13 protein-coding genes are annotated in these 15,112 nt (G+C 50.9%); 3 read left to right on the top strand and 10 right to left on the bottom strand.

From position 1 onward, the window contains the following. Nucleotides 1–98 precede the first annotated feature (98 nt). Both ybfE and ybfF read right to left on the bottom strand, forming a co-directional pair. On the bottom strand, nucleotides 99–386 hold the full coding sequence (ybfE, locus tag FDW96_RS20190) for a LexA regulated protein (protein ID WP_042310165.1): 288 nt from the start codon (nucleotides 384–386) through the stop codon (nucleotides 99–101). A gap of 128 nt (nucleotides 387–514) precedes the next feature. Beyond that, nucleotides 515–1,288, bottom strand: coding sequence for an esterase (gene ybfF, locus FDW96_RS20195; RefSeq protein ID WP_061381665.1), 774 nt, complete (start codon nucleotides 1,286–1,288; stop codon nucleotides 515–517). Between the two features lie 193 nt (nucleotides 1,289–1,481). Here ybfF and seqA point away from each other — a divergent pair, with 193 nt between their 5' ends. Both seqA and pgm read left to right on the top strand, forming a co-directional pair. Beyond that, nucleotides 1,482–2,024, top strand: a complete 543-nt coding sequence (gene seqA / locus FDW96_RS20200) for a replication initiation negative regulator SeqA (protein WP_042309768.1) — start codon at nucleotides 1,482–1,484, stop codon at nucleotides 2,022–2,024. A gap of 24 nt (nucleotides 2,025–2,048) precedes the next feature. Beyond that, entirely contained in the window at nucleotides 2,049–3,689 is a 1,641-nt protein-coding gene (pgm, locus tag FDW96_RS20205; protein ID WP_016152262.1) for a phosphoglucomutase (alpha-D-glucose-1,6-bisphosphate-dependent), read from the top strand. A gap of 458 nt (nucleotides 3,690–4,147) precedes the next feature. Here pgm and FDW96_RS20210 read toward each other — a convergent pair whose 3' ends face one another. From FDW96_RS20210 to FDW96_RS20230, 5 genes are all read right to left on the bottom strand, one after another. Next, entirely contained in the window at nucleotides 4,148–4,432 is a 285-nt protein-coding gene (locus FDW96_RS20210; RefSeq protein ID WP_137348934.1) for a type VI secretion system PAAR protein, read from the bottom strand. A gap of 116 nt (nucleotides 4,433–4,548) precedes the next feature. Then, the gene (locus FDW96_RS20215; protein WP_137366182.1) at nucleotides 4,549–5,427 is read right to left on the bottom strand and encodes a hypothetical protein; all 879 of its coding nucleotides are present in this window, start codon (nucleotides 5,425–5,427) and stop codon (nucleotides 4,549–4,551) included. Nucleotides 5,428–5,493: 66 nt separating this feature from the next. Continuing rightward, a complete protein-coding gene (locus FDW96_RS20220) occupies nucleotides 5,494–5,922 on the bottom strand; it encodes a hypothetical protein (RefSeq protein ID WP_137366183.1) in 429 nt (142 codons plus the stop codon). 117 nt (nucleotides 5,923–6,039) lie between these two features. Then, on the bottom strand, nucleotides 6,040–6,231 hold the full coding sequence (locus tag FDW96_RS20225) for a hypothetical protein (RefSeq protein WP_137366184.1): 192 nt from the start codon (nucleotides 6,229–6,231) through the stop codon (nucleotides 6,040–6,042). Further along, nucleotides 6,228–8,534, bottom strand: coding sequence for a type VI secretion system Vgr family protein (locus FDW96_RS20230; RefSeq protein ID WP_137366185.1), 2,307 nt, complete (start codon nucleotides 8,532–8,534; stop codon nucleotides 6,228–6,230). The genes FDW96_RS20225 and FDW96_RS20230 overlap by 4 nt, the downstream gene beginning before the upstream one ends. 630 nt (nucleotides 8,535–9,164) lie before the next feature. Between FDW96_RS20230 and tssF the strand changes: the two genes are divergently transcribed. Then, nucleotides 9,165–10,997, top strand: a complete 1,833-nt coding sequence (gene tssF, locus FDW96_RS20240) for a type VI secretion system baseplate subunit TssF (RefSeq protein WP_137366186.1) — start codon at nucleotides 9,165–9,167, stop codon at nucleotides 10,995–10,997. 179 nt (nucleotides 10,998–11,176) lie between these two features. Here tssF and kdpE read toward each other — a convergent pair whose 3' ends face one another. Genes kdpE through kdpC form a run of 3 tightly spaced genes read right to left on the bottom strand, consistent with a single transcriptional unit; the run spans nucleotide 11,177 to nucleotide 15,112 of the window. After that, the gene (gene kdpE / locus FDW96_RS20245) at nucleotides 11,177–11,854 is read right to left on the bottom strand and encodes a two-component system response regulator KdpE (protein WP_042309758.1); all 678 of its coding nucleotides are present in this window, start codon (nucleotides 11,852–11,854) and stop codon (nucleotides 11,177–11,179) included. Then, nucleotides 11,851–14,535, bottom strand: a complete 2,685-nt coding sequence (kdpD, locus tag FDW96_RS20250; RefSeq protein WP_042309756.1) for a two-component system sensor histidine kinase KdpD — start codon at nucleotides 14,533–14,535, stop codon at nucleotides 11,851–11,853. The genes kdpE and kdpD overlap by 4 nt, the downstream gene beginning before the upstream one ends. Before the next feature lie 10 nt (nucleotides 14,536–14,545). Further along, nucleotides 14,546–15,112, bottom strand: a complete 567-nt coding sequence (gene kdpC / locus FDW96_RS20255; RefSeq protein ID WP_079224998.1) for a potassium-transporting ATPase subunit KdpC — start codon at nucleotides 15,110–15,112, stop codon at nucleotides 14,546–14,548.

The following is a 15,112-nucleotide window of genomic DNA, read 5'->3' on the forward strand; positions in this document are numbered from 1 at the left end:
AGGGCAATCATAGCAGAACAGTCAGGCATGCGGAAACAGCAAACACGCGGGACTGCACTCTGTGCTACACGATTTATGATTTAGAGCAGAAATTCAGACTATGCCTGACCGCGCAATGCGGTGAGTTGGGTCATCAGCATCTCTTCGATGAGTTCACTGCGACTCATGTTACGCGCCTCGGCCAGCTCGTTTAACGCGTCAACGGCATCAGCGTTCAGTTTCAGTTCGACACGCTTAAGCCCGCGAACTTTGTCACGTTTAAGCTGATTACGTTTATTTATACGTAACTGTTCATCACGCGAGAGCGGATTAGTTTTGGGTCGTCCCGGGCGACGCTCCTGCGCGAACAGATCTAATGTCGTACGGTCCGTTTGTTCTTTGGCCATGATCTTGGTGACTTCGGGGAAACAATCAGCCAGGCGTCTGCCCGGATGGATAGCGCGCCATAATACATCAGCAGGGGAGGCACGCCAACGCCCACGCGCGTAATCGCGCACGGACGCTGAGTTTTTAATCAGTTAGCCTGCTCGTTCAGATAACGACGAATGGCCCGCAGCACTGCTTCAGGTTTTTCCGCATGTACCCAATGCCCCGCGCCCGCAATTACGTGCGCCCGAGCCTGCGGGAATTGTGCCAGCAGCTGCCCGCGATACGCTTCGGTGACATAAGGGGAGTTACCGCCAGGGATAAACAATGCCGGGTGCTCCCACGCCGGGACGGTTTCCCAACCAACGATATGGGGATATTGATCCCACAATACGGGAACGTTAAAGCGCCACTCGCCGTCAACAAAGGATTTCAGCAGAAACTGGATAACACCTTCCTCTTGCAGATACTGGCGCATGACGCTTGCCGCCTGCTGGCGTGAGGACGCTTGTGCATCGGTTACGGCATTGATTGCCGCAAAAATCTCATCGTGACGGCGCACATGATAGTCAACTGGCGCAATATCAATAGCCACCAGCCGATCGATACGGTCAGGGGCCAACGCGCTTAACGCCATGACGGCTTTCCCCCCCATCGAGTGACCAATAAAGATCGCTTTTTCGATCTGTTGATCGTCCAGCGTATCCACCAGGTCTTGCGCCATGGCCGCATAATTCATCTCAGGCGATCGGGGCGAGAGGCCATGATTTCGCATATCAACCTGGATGATATCGTGATCGGCCACCAGATCGCGCGCCAGGATCCCCAGGTTATCCAGACTACCAAACAGGCCGTGAACCAGGACGATGGGAGAATTATTGTGCAGGTTTTGCGCAGATTGCGCTCGGATATTCAATTTCATGGCAAAGTTCTTTTTTTCACACTCACGGGTTAGGGTATCATGTTGACCATTCTGCCACAGGGCTGCAACAACTACGGTTACTCCGAGTTTTATCAGCCACCAGGCTTGACGCTATCCGCTGTTGGGATTTGCCTTTACACTACGCGTGTTAACCCAACAACTTGTATTCAGCTAAACACTGCACTGGATTAAGATGAAAACGATTGAAGTTGATGATGAACTCTATAGCTATATTGCCAGCCACACCAAGCATATCGGCGAGAGCGCATCCGACATTTTACGGCGTATGTTGAAATTTTCCGCCGCATCACAGCCTGTCACTCCGGTAGTAAAAGAAGTCCGCGCTGTGCAACCTGTCGTGGAAGCCAAGCCGGTTAACCCCGTAAAAGATAAAGTGCGCGCGATGCGTGAACTGCTGTTGTCCGATGAATATGCGGAACAGAAGAAAGCAGTAAATCGCTTTATGCTGGTGCTGTCTACACTCTATTCTCTGGATCAAAACGCGTTCGCCGAAGCAACGGATTCGTTGCATGGCCGTACGCGCGTTTATTTTGCAGCAGATGAACAGACGCTGCTGAAAAATGGTAATCAAACCAAACCGAAACACGTGCCAGGCACGCCGTACTGGGTGATCACCAATACCAACACCGGCCGTAAATGCAGCATGGTGGAGCACATCATGCAGTCAATGCAATTCCCTGCGGAATTGATTGAAAAGGTTTGCGGAACAATTTAATCCTTGCATTAGAAGGACCAGGCAATGGCAATCCACAACCGTGCAGGTCAACCTGCGCAACAGAGTGATTTGATTAACGTCGCCCAACTGACGGCACAGTACTATGTACTGAAACCAACGGCAGGGAACGCTGAGCACGCCGTCAAGTTCGGTACGTCCGGGCATCGCGGCAGCGCAGGTCGTCATAGTTTTAACGAGCCGCATATTCTGGCTATCGCCCAGGCGATAGCTGAAGAACGTGCGAAAAACGGGATTACTGGCCCGTGCTATGTGGGCAAGGATACCCACGCGCTGTCTGAACCGGCTTTTATCTCTGTGCTGGAAGTGCTGGCGGCGAATGGTGTTGACGTCATCGTGCAGGAAAACAACGGCTTTACGCCAACCCCTGCCGTGTCGAATGCCATCCTGGTCCACAACAAAAAAGGCGGTCCTCTGGCTGACGGCATTGTGATCACGCCGTCCCACAACCCGCCGGAAGACGGCGGCATTAAATACAACCCGCCAAACGGTGGTCCGGCAGATACCAACGTCACCAAAGTGGTGGAAGACAGGGCTAACGCGTTGCTGGCTGACGGTCTGCAAGGCGTGAAGCGTATGTCGCTGGACGCCGCGCTGGCATCGGGTCATGTGAAAGAGCAGGACCTGGTTCAGCCGTTTGTTGAAGGGCTGGCAGATATCGTCGACATGGCGGCGATCCAGAAAGCGGGTCTGACGCTGGGTGTCGATCCGTTGGGCGGTTCCGGTATCGAATACTGGAAGCGTATTGCGAAGCACTACAACCTGAACCTGACTATCGTTAACGACCACGTTGATCAGACTTTCCGCTTTATGCATCTCGATAAAGACGGCGCAATCCGTATGGACTGCTCCTCCGAATGCGCGATGGCGGGTCTGCTGGCGCTGCGTGACAAGTTCGATCTGGCCTTTGCCAACGATCCGGACTATGACCGTCACGGTATCGTCACTCCGGCGGGGCTGATGAACCCGAACCACTACCTGGCGGTGGCGATCAACTATCTGTTCCAGCATCGTCCGCAATGGGGCAAAGATGTTGCCGTCGGTAAGACGCTGGTTTCCTCGGCGATGATTGACCGCGTGGTCAACGATCTGGGCCGTAAGCTGGTGGAAGTGCCGGTCGGTTTTAAATGGTTTGTTGACGGTCTGTTCGACGGCAGCTTTGGCTTTGGTGGTGAAGAGAGTGCGGGCGCATCTTTCCTGCGTTTCGACGGTACACCGTGGTCGACCGACAAAGATGGCATCATCATGTGCCTGCTGGCGGCAGAAATTACCGCTGTGACCGGTAAGAATCCGCAAGAACACTACAACGAACTGGCTGCTCGCTTCGGCGCGCCGAGCTACAACCGTTTGCAGGCGAGCGCGACCTCCGCACAGAAAGCGGCGCTGTCTAAGCTGTCTCCGGAAATGGTAAGCGCCAGCACGCTGGCGGGCGACCCGATCACCGCACGTCTGACCGCGGCACCTGGCAATGGGGCTTCCATTGGCGGTCTGAAAGTGATGACTGACAACGGCTGGTTTGCCGCGCGTCCGTCAGGTACGGAAGACGCTTATAAAATTTACTGCGAGAGCTTCCTGGGTGAGGAACACCGCAAGCAGATCGAAAAAGAAGCTGTTGAGATCGTCAGTGAAGTGTTGAAAAACGCGTAAACCCCTGGCCGGATAAGACGTAAGCGTCGTGATCCGGTATGAATGATGAAAAGCCGGATCGCGCATAAGCTGATCCGGCTTTTTTTATTCAGTTGACCCGTCCCAGGCTTAAATCCGGATAACGTGATGATTGAATTCAAACACACCTAACAAGATCATCATTATCATTGAAAATAGCTGTCGCTAAGCAGGTAGAATAATAAACAGGCCCAGCAGTGATATGGCATCAGGGACGCCACACCATTTATTATTTGCTGCGCAAAAATGGAGGCTTGACTGGACTATCGGACCTCCTGGGTTGGTATAGAGGAAACTGTTAACGGCTTGGACAACGAGTCCGCAGATAATTGAGCGAAAAAATCAATGAATTCGAAGAACACTTTTAGCGTGCGAACCAATTAGGCGTTATCCTTGGTTCTTAATTTTCGTGGGCTGTTATGAGTATATTTATATATATGTCAGCCAATATTGACTGAACTGTTACCGATTATTACACCACCACAGTCAACCGCATCCCCCGTTCTGGCGGCAGGCAAACCATCGATAAAGACACTTTCTGATCCGCCTGCTATTTTTCGGGGGTGAGGTGGGTGTTTGGGTTTAGCGTGTGGTGTTAGCGGATCCCCCTGGCGAGCTGCTGGTAAGCCGTCAATAAATACAGTTGATGAACCTGCGATGATGACAGTTTCGTAATAACCGTCATGCTGAGTACCTTTATCGCTGAGCTTGGCTGCAGTGGGCATGTTTTTCTCCAGGTTGTAATATAATCGTCATAAAAAAACAAATGCTTTATTTGTAGATGTCGACAGATTTGATAGAAATCATGAGGTGTTCTCATTGCTGTAAAAAATATCTTTATTTAATCCTTATAATATAATGATTTAACTTTTTTTCCATCTATCTTTATATGAACTTGATTGGACTTAACCATGAGGATATTATTACTATTGATTCCCTTAAAATTAAATCTATCCATAAATTTTATTAACTGGTTACTTTCCGAGATATAATTATTTTTTATCGGTGGTAAATGTGGTGGTATATGATATTGATGTGGGTTATTTCCATCCCCAATCAAAGATAAAATTTTTTCATTTATATTTTGTTCAATAAACCATTCTTGTTTTACGAAGGTGAAATCAGTAGTTCTGATGCTGTAGATTTTAATATTAGGCATAAAATAATAATATTCGTTAAGCTTTATTTGAAAATGTACTTCACTATGCGGAGAAAGTTTATACCAGTCATCTTTTTCAAAAGAACTACGATAATCGCAAATGCTTCCTAAATAATCTAATGAAATATTAGCCGTGGATATAAAGAAAAGCATCCTACATAGTTTTATATCAGATGCGATTTCTTTATTTTTTGTTGGTATATAAGGTAGAGATGTTGTCCGAATAAAATATGGGTGAGATTTTTCATTCTTAAAGGAAAGTGTTGCAAGTATATTATTGTTATTATTATTTACCGATAATGAGAGATATAAACCGTTTAACGCTTGCTCATTAGTGTTAGCAACTTCAAATGATTTAAAACGCACTATAGGATAATTTGGTAAGTACCATTGCTTGGGATGTAGTTGAGCTTTTTCATATTCATATCCATTCCACCCTCTCATTCCATATCCGTATTTGATAATGGATAATTCATTTGCTGATAACCAGTTTGGTATAACTAATATCATTAATAATATTTTTTTGAAGTTAAGTTTATTTAAATAAATGAAACGCTTCATTTTATTAAGGCTCTTATATTTTTGATTTAAAGAGTTAATCTGCGAAGGATAATGAAAAATAATTCCTCACTCGTTTTTAATTTCTATTTCAAAGTATCTTTCAATATTGTAAGCATTGTCAAAAACAAGATCGAATTTATTTTCAGTAATTAATTTATTAGCTCCTTTCACATGCCCATTGTAGTCATCATTATCTTCTTGATAGGGCGATTGCTTATTTCCTTCAGAGTCATAATCTGATGTCCCCATTCCTCCACCATTAGGGTCTGTAAAAAATTTGGGTATATGGCTTAATTCGTGGCAAAGTGTAGACACCCGAGAGTCATGGCCGGTAAGTTTTGAGCATATGCGTTTCTTTTCATTACTGTCTTTTTTTCTCCGTCCCACAAAATTTATACCAATTTCAACCTTATAGTCCTTCTGTGGCTCCCCTGGTACTTTAGCACTAACTTCACGTGGTTCATTAATTTTGTTAATAAAACTTTTAATGGTCATTGTACTTTTCACATACCTAATTCGCCTAATACAATCTTCCATCACACCCTTTGCGCTTATTTTAACAAGATGTTGCTCTCCTCTTACAGGCATATTTATATGAACAAATTCATCACCCTATATACCAAATATCGTTTGGAATTCGTTCTTTTCTTTGTCTTCCCAAGTTTTAAGATCTTTCTCTCTTTGATTTAATACCTTATCCAGAGCCTCTAATGTTTCTGTTATCATTGCATCAAAATCATTTATTTTACATTGTTTAAAAACTATCATTTCTTTTGACGGTTTACCGTGTGTTTTATCACTCATTCTTCTTCTCCCCAACATGTATCAAAATCAGGATTGATAAGTTTTATTGCAATTTCTTCATCGTTATCTTGGGTAAATATTTCGGTATACCCATTCTGATCTGTCTCTCCATATATTTGAGTTCCATCTACAAAATATGCGATATAACGTATGTTTGAATATGGTTCTTGTTTTTTATCAAAAAAATGAAATTGAAGATGATATTTTTCAGAATCCTGATTCGTCAGTTGTAATGGCCGAATGGCATCACCCGGACTCCCCCCACTGTTAAGATTAATTTTCGATCCCCCGATATCCACACCTCCTGCGTGTATCACCACAAATGAGCCGCCCACCTTCAGACTGATCTTACTGTCACTCTGGAGGACAATATCGCCCTCAACGCGGATCCCCTGCGCTCCGGCTACCTTCTGCGCCATATCGCCTTTCACTTCCAGGCTGTGCTTACCCCCGACCAGGCTGATATGGTCTTTTGTGGTGCGGTGCTCCTGCTTCCCTTCAACGCTCACGCTTCTGTTGCGCACAACGCTCAGCGACGTGTCATGACCAATGCGCACGGTGCGATCGTTTGTGACTTCCTGCGTATGATCGTGCTGCACCGTGATGCGCTGATCGTTCCCGACCGTGACATGCCGGTCATGCGCCACGGTGGTTTTCTGATCGTGGCCGCCAGCATTCTCCTTACCCACCGTCACCGTCTGGCCCAGACCCACGGTAATGTTCTCGTTGTTGCCGATGGTTTCGCTGTGATCCACCTTCACATCGGTGGTGCGATTGTTCAGCACCTCGGTATCCATGTTCTTCTGCGCATGGATATAGACCTGCTCCTGGTCTGTGGCATCGTCAAAGGTCAGCTCGTTAAATCCGTCGCCCTGATAGGTTTTGGAGCGGATGGTCATTTTTGTCCGGGTGGCCGGCAGGTCACCCGGCGAGGGATTATCTTCGTGATAGGCCCGTCCCGTCACGACAGGCTGATCCGGGTCACCGTTGAGGAAATCCACAATCACTTCCTGCCCCACGCGGGGAATGGCGAGGTGATCAAATCCGGCCCCGGCCCATGCCTGTGACACCCGTATCCAGCAGGAGCTGTCCTCCGTGCCGCCATGATAGCGGTCCCACAGGAACTTCAGCCGCACCCGGCCATACTCATCACAGAAAATCTCTTCCCCTGCCGGGCCGGTAACCACCGCGCTTTGCGGACCGTCCACTCTGGGCTTTGGCAGGGGGCGGGGACGCCATGTCTGTTCTGCCGGGATAACGGAAAACTGGTTGGTGAGCAGAGTCCCCTGTCCGGCGCTGCCGTGGCGGGCCTGAGGCTGCACGCCTACCAGCGTGCTGCTCACCACCTGCCAGTTGCGGTTAAGCGCAGGTATCGGGTGGTCTGACAGGGTAAAGCGGATGCCGGGCCATAATTTGGGAGAATTACTGACACAGAGTGCCGTTTCGGCCTCACTGCGCCAGCCTTCTATTTTATAGCGGGTGAAATCCTCCCCGTGCTGTTCGTCCTTGAAACGGCCCGGATAATCAAAAATCTCATACTGCGCCCACTGACCGTTCAGATTATCCGCTTCCTGCTCATAATATCCGGGCCAGTCGGGGACTTTGAACGTGTAATCCTGGCTCGTCACGGAAGAGGGGCTGACGGTGGCCTCGTAACGGAACTGGCTGATGCACTCCGTGGTGACTTCCGTGGTTGTGTTCGGATTGAACGCTATGGAGGCCGGAAGCCGGGACAGTCCGGCGACGTTATCGCAGAGCGTCATTTTCTGGTCGGCTCCCTCCGGGGAGAACCGGTCAAAAAAGAAAATCCCTTCCTCGGACCACAGTCGTGTCAGGAACGCAAGGTCAGACTCGCCGTACTGGACGCAGAATTCCCGTGCAGGGTGGTCCTCGTAAAAACAGGGCGTCCAGGTGGTGATGCCGTTTTCACGCAGCAGGGTGTCAGAGATAGCCTGAATATCCTGCTGCTGGAAAATGCGGAAGTTCTGCCGCAGGGCGCAGCGCCAGAGAGGGGGCTGAATTCTGAAGCGGTACTGCATCTGCCAGCCGTCGTGCTCTTTCATGCCAAAGGTGGAAATCACGCCGCTGATACGGCGCAGCACCTGTGCACCCTGCCAGAGGGTCAGGGTGGCATTTTTTTCAAGCAGTTCTTCAGCACGCTGGCGGAAAGAGTCGCTGGCGACATCCACCTCCAGCATAAAGGGGAGTGAATATTTCTGGACCAGACGGAAACTGACCACCGCGAAGGTGGTGGAACTCTGCCCGTCAACTTCCAGCGTGAAACGAAGTCCTTTCAGTGACATAAAATGCCTCTCTGATGCATGACAGGAAAATAAATACTGCGGCAGTAGCTGAGAGTGATATTTATATTCAGGCACGCTACCGCCGAAGTTTCCGGCATCTGCCATCTCCCGTGAATAAAAACGTAATGCGATATTCTTCGAATGGTTTTAGCTTTTCTCTGCATATTTTGAGCAGTATATTCCATGTCTGCGAATATCGGTTTCCTCTTGCTGTAATAATTAAAAATCATACAAATATATTATATTTGTATGATCCTTACGATGTTATTTAATCTTTACCATTCGGAAGTTAATTATCATTATATATTGCTGAAATGAATGGTTGCCTTGTTATCTGTGTAATGCAAACATTATTACCATGTCATTTTCGCTATTTTGTGTTGTATATCACAGCACAGAGAATTCATACATTATTTTAAAAAATCGATTTAAAAATGCTCCTGCGGACGTATTATTGTTGTCATAACTGAATCTGTATTATTTCCATTCCAGTGAATGGTTGCTGCGGTGTCCATTCCGGATATGTTCTGTTATTGCTTGCAAATATAACCTGAGGAAATGTTATTGCCGGTAATAACAAAGACGGCAGTATTCATCCTGGATCTCTTAATCATTGCGGGAGTTAATACCATGGCTTTTGAAGAGCGTTATTACCTGGAAGAGCTGGACTATCTTCGTCAGATGGGGAAATTAATGGCAAAGGAAAAGCCCTGGCTGGCCCGTTTCCTGGCGGAGAAGGATGGCGATCCGGATGTTGAGCGCCTGATGCAGGCTTTTGCATTTCTTGCCGGTGGACTGCGGCAAAAACTGGAGGACGGTTTTCCTGAATTCACTCACGGGATCATCAGGATGCTGTGGCCTAATTATCTGCGTCCGGTTCCTGCCATGACGGTCATTGAATACCGGCCTAAAAACCGGCTGAAAAAGCCGGTACAGGTTTGCCGCGATGCGTTGATCAGATCCCGTACAACAACGGGGTCATTATCCCTGAACCGGGGACCGCTGTCCGACAGCCAGTCAACGCGCCCTCCGGCCTGCCATTTTACGCTGGCCAGGGATCTCTGGTTACAGCCCCTGCATATCCGGGATATACGCAACAACAGTACCCTTAAAAAGGGCTGTATTGAGATTGATTTTTTTGCGGACAGCGGAGTGTCCCCGAATGCTCTGGATCTGAATAAACTCAGCTTCTGGCTGGGTAATGACGACGACTATACCCGGTATCAGTTGTATCTGTGGTTCAGTGAGTGCCTGATGGACGCCGAGCTGGTTGCCGGGGAGTGCCAGGTACCGCTGCCGGATGTATGGCTGGATCCGGCTGGGTTTGAGCGTGAGGACGCACTGCTGCCCTGGCCTGAAAGGGTCCACAATGGCTACCGGGTTCTCCATGAATATTTTTGCTTTCCGGAAAGTTTTTTCTTCTTCCACCTTCGTGGGGCGGTGTCATTGCCGGATGATTTTCCGCTCAGTCATTTTACGCTGAGGCTGCATTTTTGCGATCCGCTGCCGGGTGATGTCAAACTGGACAACCGTTCGCTGCGGCTTTACTGCACACCTGCTGTTAACCTGTTTATGCACACTGCTGAGCCGATCCGACCCGATGGTCGTGTGTTGCAATATCCGTTGCTTGCCAGCCGCCGACGCCCGGACGCGTATGATATTTTCCGGGTGGCGTCGGTGAGCTGTCACACTCAGGCCCCGGAGGGGGGGGCCGGGAAAGGTAAAAACAGACAGATGTGGCCTGAGTTTGAAAGTTTTGACCATCAGACAGAATTCAGTGGCCAGAGGAAAGTCGTGTACTGGCAGCACCGGACAAAAACCTCGCTACTCCATCGCGGCACTGAGCACACCGTCGCTTTCATACATGCCGATGGCAGCCAGCCGGACCCTTCCCTGACGGAAAATGAAGTCGTTACGGCTGAGCTGGTCTGTACCAACCGGATGTTACCTGAACAACTGCATCCCGGCGATGTCTGCGTCGCCGTGGGCAAAAATCCGGCAGTGGCCTCTTTCAGTAACGTTACATGTCCGACATGTTCACTCAATCCGGTGACCGACGATGACAGGCTCTGGTTGCTGATTTCCTGTATGAACCTGAATTATCTTTCCCTGCTGGAGCGGGAGGCGCTGATTGAGATCCTGTGCACTTTTGACCTGCCCGGTATTCATCATCCCCAACTGGCCCGGCTTTCACGTGAGAAACTGGATGCGATAGAACGAATGGAAACGAAACCGATAGACTGGTTGTTTAAGGGCGTTCCGAGGAGAGGGCTTGCCACCACACTGTGGATCAACCCGGCTCCGTTTGTCAGTGAGGGGGAGATATATCTGCTGGGGGCCGTGCTGTCACAGTTTTTTGCGCTGTATGCCAGTACCGGTTCATATCACCACCTGAAAATTATCAATACGGAAAGCCAGAAATCATGGATGTGGCGGAATAGCGGTCAACACCCCCTGATGTAACCGGGATGGCTTTTTAGGTCCCCAATGAGCGATGGTTATGGCTGCTAACAGAATCCGTGACAATCTATAACTATGAGCGTCCACATCTGGCCCAGAAATACAAAACGACCGATCATATTCAGCAAGCATTCGATAGACGGATAACTTTCAACTTATATCAGGACTCGTTAATTCTGAATTCACGGCATAAACCGATAGCCAATCCCGGTTTCGGTCAGAAAATGACGTGGACGAGCCGGGTCCAGCTCCAGTTTCTGGCGCAGGTGTCCCATATAAATTCGCAGATAATGGCTGTGCTCAACGGCGTTTGGCCCCCAAACCTGATTTAACAACTGGCGTTGCGTCAGTACCTTCCCGGCATTATTCAGCAGTACCGCTAACAGGCGAAACTCAATTGGCGTCAGATGGATTTCCTCGTCGTCACGGTGTACGAGGCGGGCGGCGAGATCCACTTTTACGTTGGAAAAATGCACCACCGGTTCGGGGGACGCGCCGCTGGCGTGGCGCCGCAATGCCACGCGCAATCGCGCCTGTAGCTCGCCAATACCAAAGGGTTTACTGAGATAGTCATCGGCACCGGCATCCAGCGCGGCGATTTTATCGCTCTCTTCGCTACGGGCTGAAAGCACGATTACTGGAATTGCGCTCCACTGTCGCAGGTCGCGAATAAAATCAATGCCGTCGCCGTCTGGCAGGCCGAGATCGAGAATGATGAGATCGGGTTTTCGCGTGGCGGCTTCCAGCAGACCACGTTGCAGCGTTTCCGCTTCATATACACGCAGGCCATCGGCTTCCAGCGCGGTGCGCAGAAAGCGGCGAATGGCCTGTTCATCTTCAACAATCAGAACGTTTGTCACATATCCTCATGAAAATCTTCAAGTTCAGGGGGGATTTCCTGGGGCAGTGTAACACGGAAACAGGCTCCTCCCTGGGCACGATTATGGGCGGAAATGGTACCGCCGTGCACGTCCACAATCGCCTGACAAATGGCCAGCCCCAATCCCACGCCGGGTACCGATGACTCTTTGTTTCCTCTGGAAAATTTGTCAAAAACACGCTGTTCCATACCCGACGGAATACCCGGTCCATTATCCCAGACGTCCAGTTGCAGGTGCTCACCGTTGACGCTGGCATCAATGCCGATTTGTGCCTGCGGACCCGCGTATTTTACGGCGTTCTCCAGCAGATTAATCAACACCCGTTCAAAAAGCGGGCCATCGACATGGATCAGCGTCAACGGTTCGGGTAACGACAGATTAATCGGGGCTGAGAGTCCCGGCTCCAGCATCTGCAGGGCGCTGCCCACCACCTCTTCCAGCGTTAACCACTCCTTCTTAAGATTAAAGCCGCCAGACTGAATTCGCGCCATATCCAACAGATTATTAACCAGTCGGGTGGTATTCAGCACGTGCTGGCGAATCTCACTGGCCTGGCGCGCATGCGGCGAACCTTCACTGGCCAGATCCAGCGTTAAAATTTCAGCCTGACCGAACAGTACCGTCAGCGGCGTGCGCAAATCGTGGGACAGGGCGGCAAGCAGCGCATTGCGAATACTTTCACGCTCACTGGCAAACCGGGCCTGCTCTTCGCTGGCGGTCAGCGTCAGACGTTCCAGCGCACTGGCGACCAACAGGGTAAAGGTTTCCAGCAGGCGCTGCTGCTCAGGGATCATCAACTGACGCAGATTTCCCGGTTCCACTACCAGTAGCCCATGCGTTTTATCGGCGCTTTTTAGCGGTAAGATTTGGTACGGTACCCCCGGTAAGGTATCCGTGCCCGCGCCAGCTGGCTGCCCTTTGTCAAAACTCCATTGGGCAATGGCATCGTCCCATGGCGTCATGCCCTGTTGATGGGTGAGGGGCGCCAGCTTACCGTGTTCATCAGGTAATAAAACCTGACTACGGGCCTGAAACGTTGAGGCGATAAACTGTTCGCTGGTAGCGGCGATATCCTGCTGACTCCGTCCAACGGCTAACGCTTTCGACATCTCATACAGATGGCGCGTACGTTGTTCCCGATAGCGCGCCACCCGCGCCTGATACCGGACTCCGGCGGTGAGATTACCGATAACCAGCCCTACCGTTAGCATCACGGTAAAAGTGAGTAGGTACTGGACGTCGGAAACGGCCAGCGTCCCACGCGGGGCAATAAAGAAGAGATCGAAGCTGGCGACGTTAATAAAGGTTGCCAGCACGGATGGCCAGCGTCCGTAGAACAGGGCGATAACCACCACACCCAGCAAATAGAGCATTACCAGGTTAGCGGCATCAAAGGCCATCAGCCACTGCATCGCGATCAGCGTAATGATGGCACACAGCGCGACGGCAACCACACAACCCTGAATTTGTACCCGCCATTTATCTTTAAAGGTGCGGCTATCCGTAGTGGGTAGCGTCGGGCGTGAAGGCGGTTCGTCCAGCGCGACAATCATCAGATCGAGATCCGGTGCGCGATGGGCCAGTTTGTCGGCAAAGGAATCGCTGCGCCACCAGCGACGCGTTGTCGGACGCCCGAGCACAATTTTTCCCAGATTATGCTCGCGGGCATAGCGGATTACCGCTTTATCTTCAGCGGGATCGGAAAGTGTGGCGGTTTCCGCGCCCAGCTCCTGGGCTAATCGCAGGGCGCTTAAGATCGCGCGGCGCTGTTTTTCGGGGAGTCGGTGCAGCGCTGGAGTTTCGACATACACTGCGTGCCAGACGCTGCCGAGACGCGCCGCCAGTCGCGCGGCGGCGCGTACCAGTTTTTCGCTGCCAGTGTTGTGCCCAATGCACAGCAAAACGGCGTCGCGGGTATGCCATACTTTCTCTTCCCCTGGACGTCCGCGCCAGGCGCGCATTTGATCGTCCACCCGATCGGCCGTGCGGCGCAGGGCCAGCTCGCGCAGCGCGATCAAATTACCTTTGCGAAAGAAATGCTCGATGGCTCTTTCCGCCTGACCGGCGATATAGACCTTGCCTTCATTCAGGCGCTGCCGCAAATCATCGGGGGGAAGATCGACCAGCACCACATCGTCAGCAGCATCGAAAAAAGGATCGGGGACGGTTTCGCGAACCTGAATACCGGTGACGCCGCTGACCACATCATTGAGACTTTCCAGATGCTGTACGTTAACGGTAGTAAAGACGTCGATACCGGCTTCCAGCAGCTCTTCAATATCTTGCCAGCGCTTAGGATGGCGTGAACCTGGCGCATTACTGTGCGCCAGTTCATCCATTAAAATGAGCGCCGGACGGCGGGCCAGGGCGGCATCGAGATCGAACTCGCTGATGTGACGACCATGACGCGCGTGTCGCTTTAGCGGCAGGATGCTGAGACCGTCCAGCAGCGCGGCGGTCTCTTTGCGTCCGTGGGTTTCCACCACGCCAATCAGCACATCTAACCCCTGCGCCCGCAGCCGCTGGGCTTCCGTTAGCATGGCCCAGGTTTTGCCGACGCCCGCGCAGGCACCGAAGAATATTTTTAGTTTTCCGCGGTGCGGGGCAGTGGTCTGCTCCAGCAGACGATCGGGGTCGGGACGTAAGGGTTCGCTATGCATGTCCTTTTTCTCAGTGCTTATCCAGCGCTAAATTAAGTTCCACCAGGTTCACCACCGGCTGACCGATAAAACTGACCAACGGCTTTTGCGTGTATTGTGCAACCAGGCGCGACACCTCTTCAACGCTGAGGTTGCGGGCCTGCGCCACGCGGGGAATTTGCCAGGCCACCGCGTCGGGCGTCAGGTTGTTATCCAGCCCGCTGGCCGACGCGGTTACCAGCTCTAGCGGAACGGCAGGACTAGCCTGTGGATTGGCAGCACGCAGCGCGGCAATCCGGCTTTGCAACTGTTTATCCAGTTCCGGGTTGCTGACGGCCAGATTACTGCCGCCAGAAGCCATGGGATTATAGGGCATTTCCGCCGTCGCAGACGGACGCCCCTGAAAATAACCGGCGGCGGTAAAATGTTGCCCAATAAGTTCAGAGCCGCGAACAACCTGATCTTCGCGGATCAAGGAGCCGTTAGCCTGGTGGGGAAACCACCACTGCCCCAGCGCGGTGGTCAGCAGCGGGTAAGCCCCGCCGGTTATAAGCATCAGGAAAATCAATGTTGATAATGCAGGACGTAATCCACTCAT

The organism is Citrobacter sp. TBCS-15 (assembly GCF_005280815.1).
Classification (GTDB): Bacteria; Pseudomonadota; Gammaproteobacteria; order Enterobacterales; family Enterobacteriaceae; genus Citrobacter; species Citrobacter werkmanii.

Bases quoted from the DNA above. Each gene is read 5' to 3' on its own strand.
- ybfE (WP_042310165.1), bottom strand. From the start codon at position 386: ATGGCCAAAGAACAAACGGACCGTACGACATTAGATCTGTTCGCGCAG.
- ybfF (WP_061381665.1), bottom strand. From the start codon at position 1,288: ATGAAATTGAATATCCGAGCGCAATCTGCGCAAAACCTGCACAATAAT.
- seqA (WP_042309768.1), top strand. From the start codon at position 1,482: ATGAAAACGATTGAAGTTGATGATGAACTCTATAGCTATATTGCCAGC.
- pgm (WP_016152262.1), top strand. From the start codon at position 2,049: ATGGCAATCCACAACCGTGCAGGTCAACCTGCGCAACAGAGTGATTTG.
- FDW96_RS20210 (WP_137348934.1), bottom strand. From the start codon at position 4,432: ATGCCCACTGCAGCCAAGCTCAGCGATAAAGGTACTCAGCATGACGGT.
- FDW96_RS20215 (WP_137366182.1), bottom strand. From the start codon at position 5,427: ATGAAGCGTTTCATTTATTTAAATAAACTTAACTTCAAAAAAATATTA.
- FDW96_RS20220 (WP_137366183.1), bottom strand. From the start codon at position 5,922: ATGACCATTAAAAGTTTTATTAACAAAATTAATGAACCACGTGAAGTT.
- FDW96_RS20225 (WP_137366184.1), bottom strand. From the start codon at position 6,231: ATGAGTGATAAAACACACGGTAAACCGTCAAAAGAAATGATAGTTTTT.
- FDW96_RS20230 (WP_137366185.1), bottom strand. From the start codon at position 8,534: ATGTCACTGAAAGGACTTCGTTTCACGCTGGAAGTTGACGGGCAGAGT.
- tssF (WP_137366186.1), top strand. From the start codon at position 9,165: ATGGCTTTTGAAGAGCGTTATTACCTGGAAGAGCTGGACTATCTTCGT.
- kdpD (WP_042309756.1), bottom strand. From the start codon at position 14,535: ATGCATAGCGAACCCTTACGTCCCGACCCCGATCGTCTGCTGGAGCAG.
- kdpC (WP_079224998.1), bottom strand. From the start codon at position 15,112: ATGAGTGGATTACGTCCTGCATTATCAACATTGATTTTCCTGATGCTT.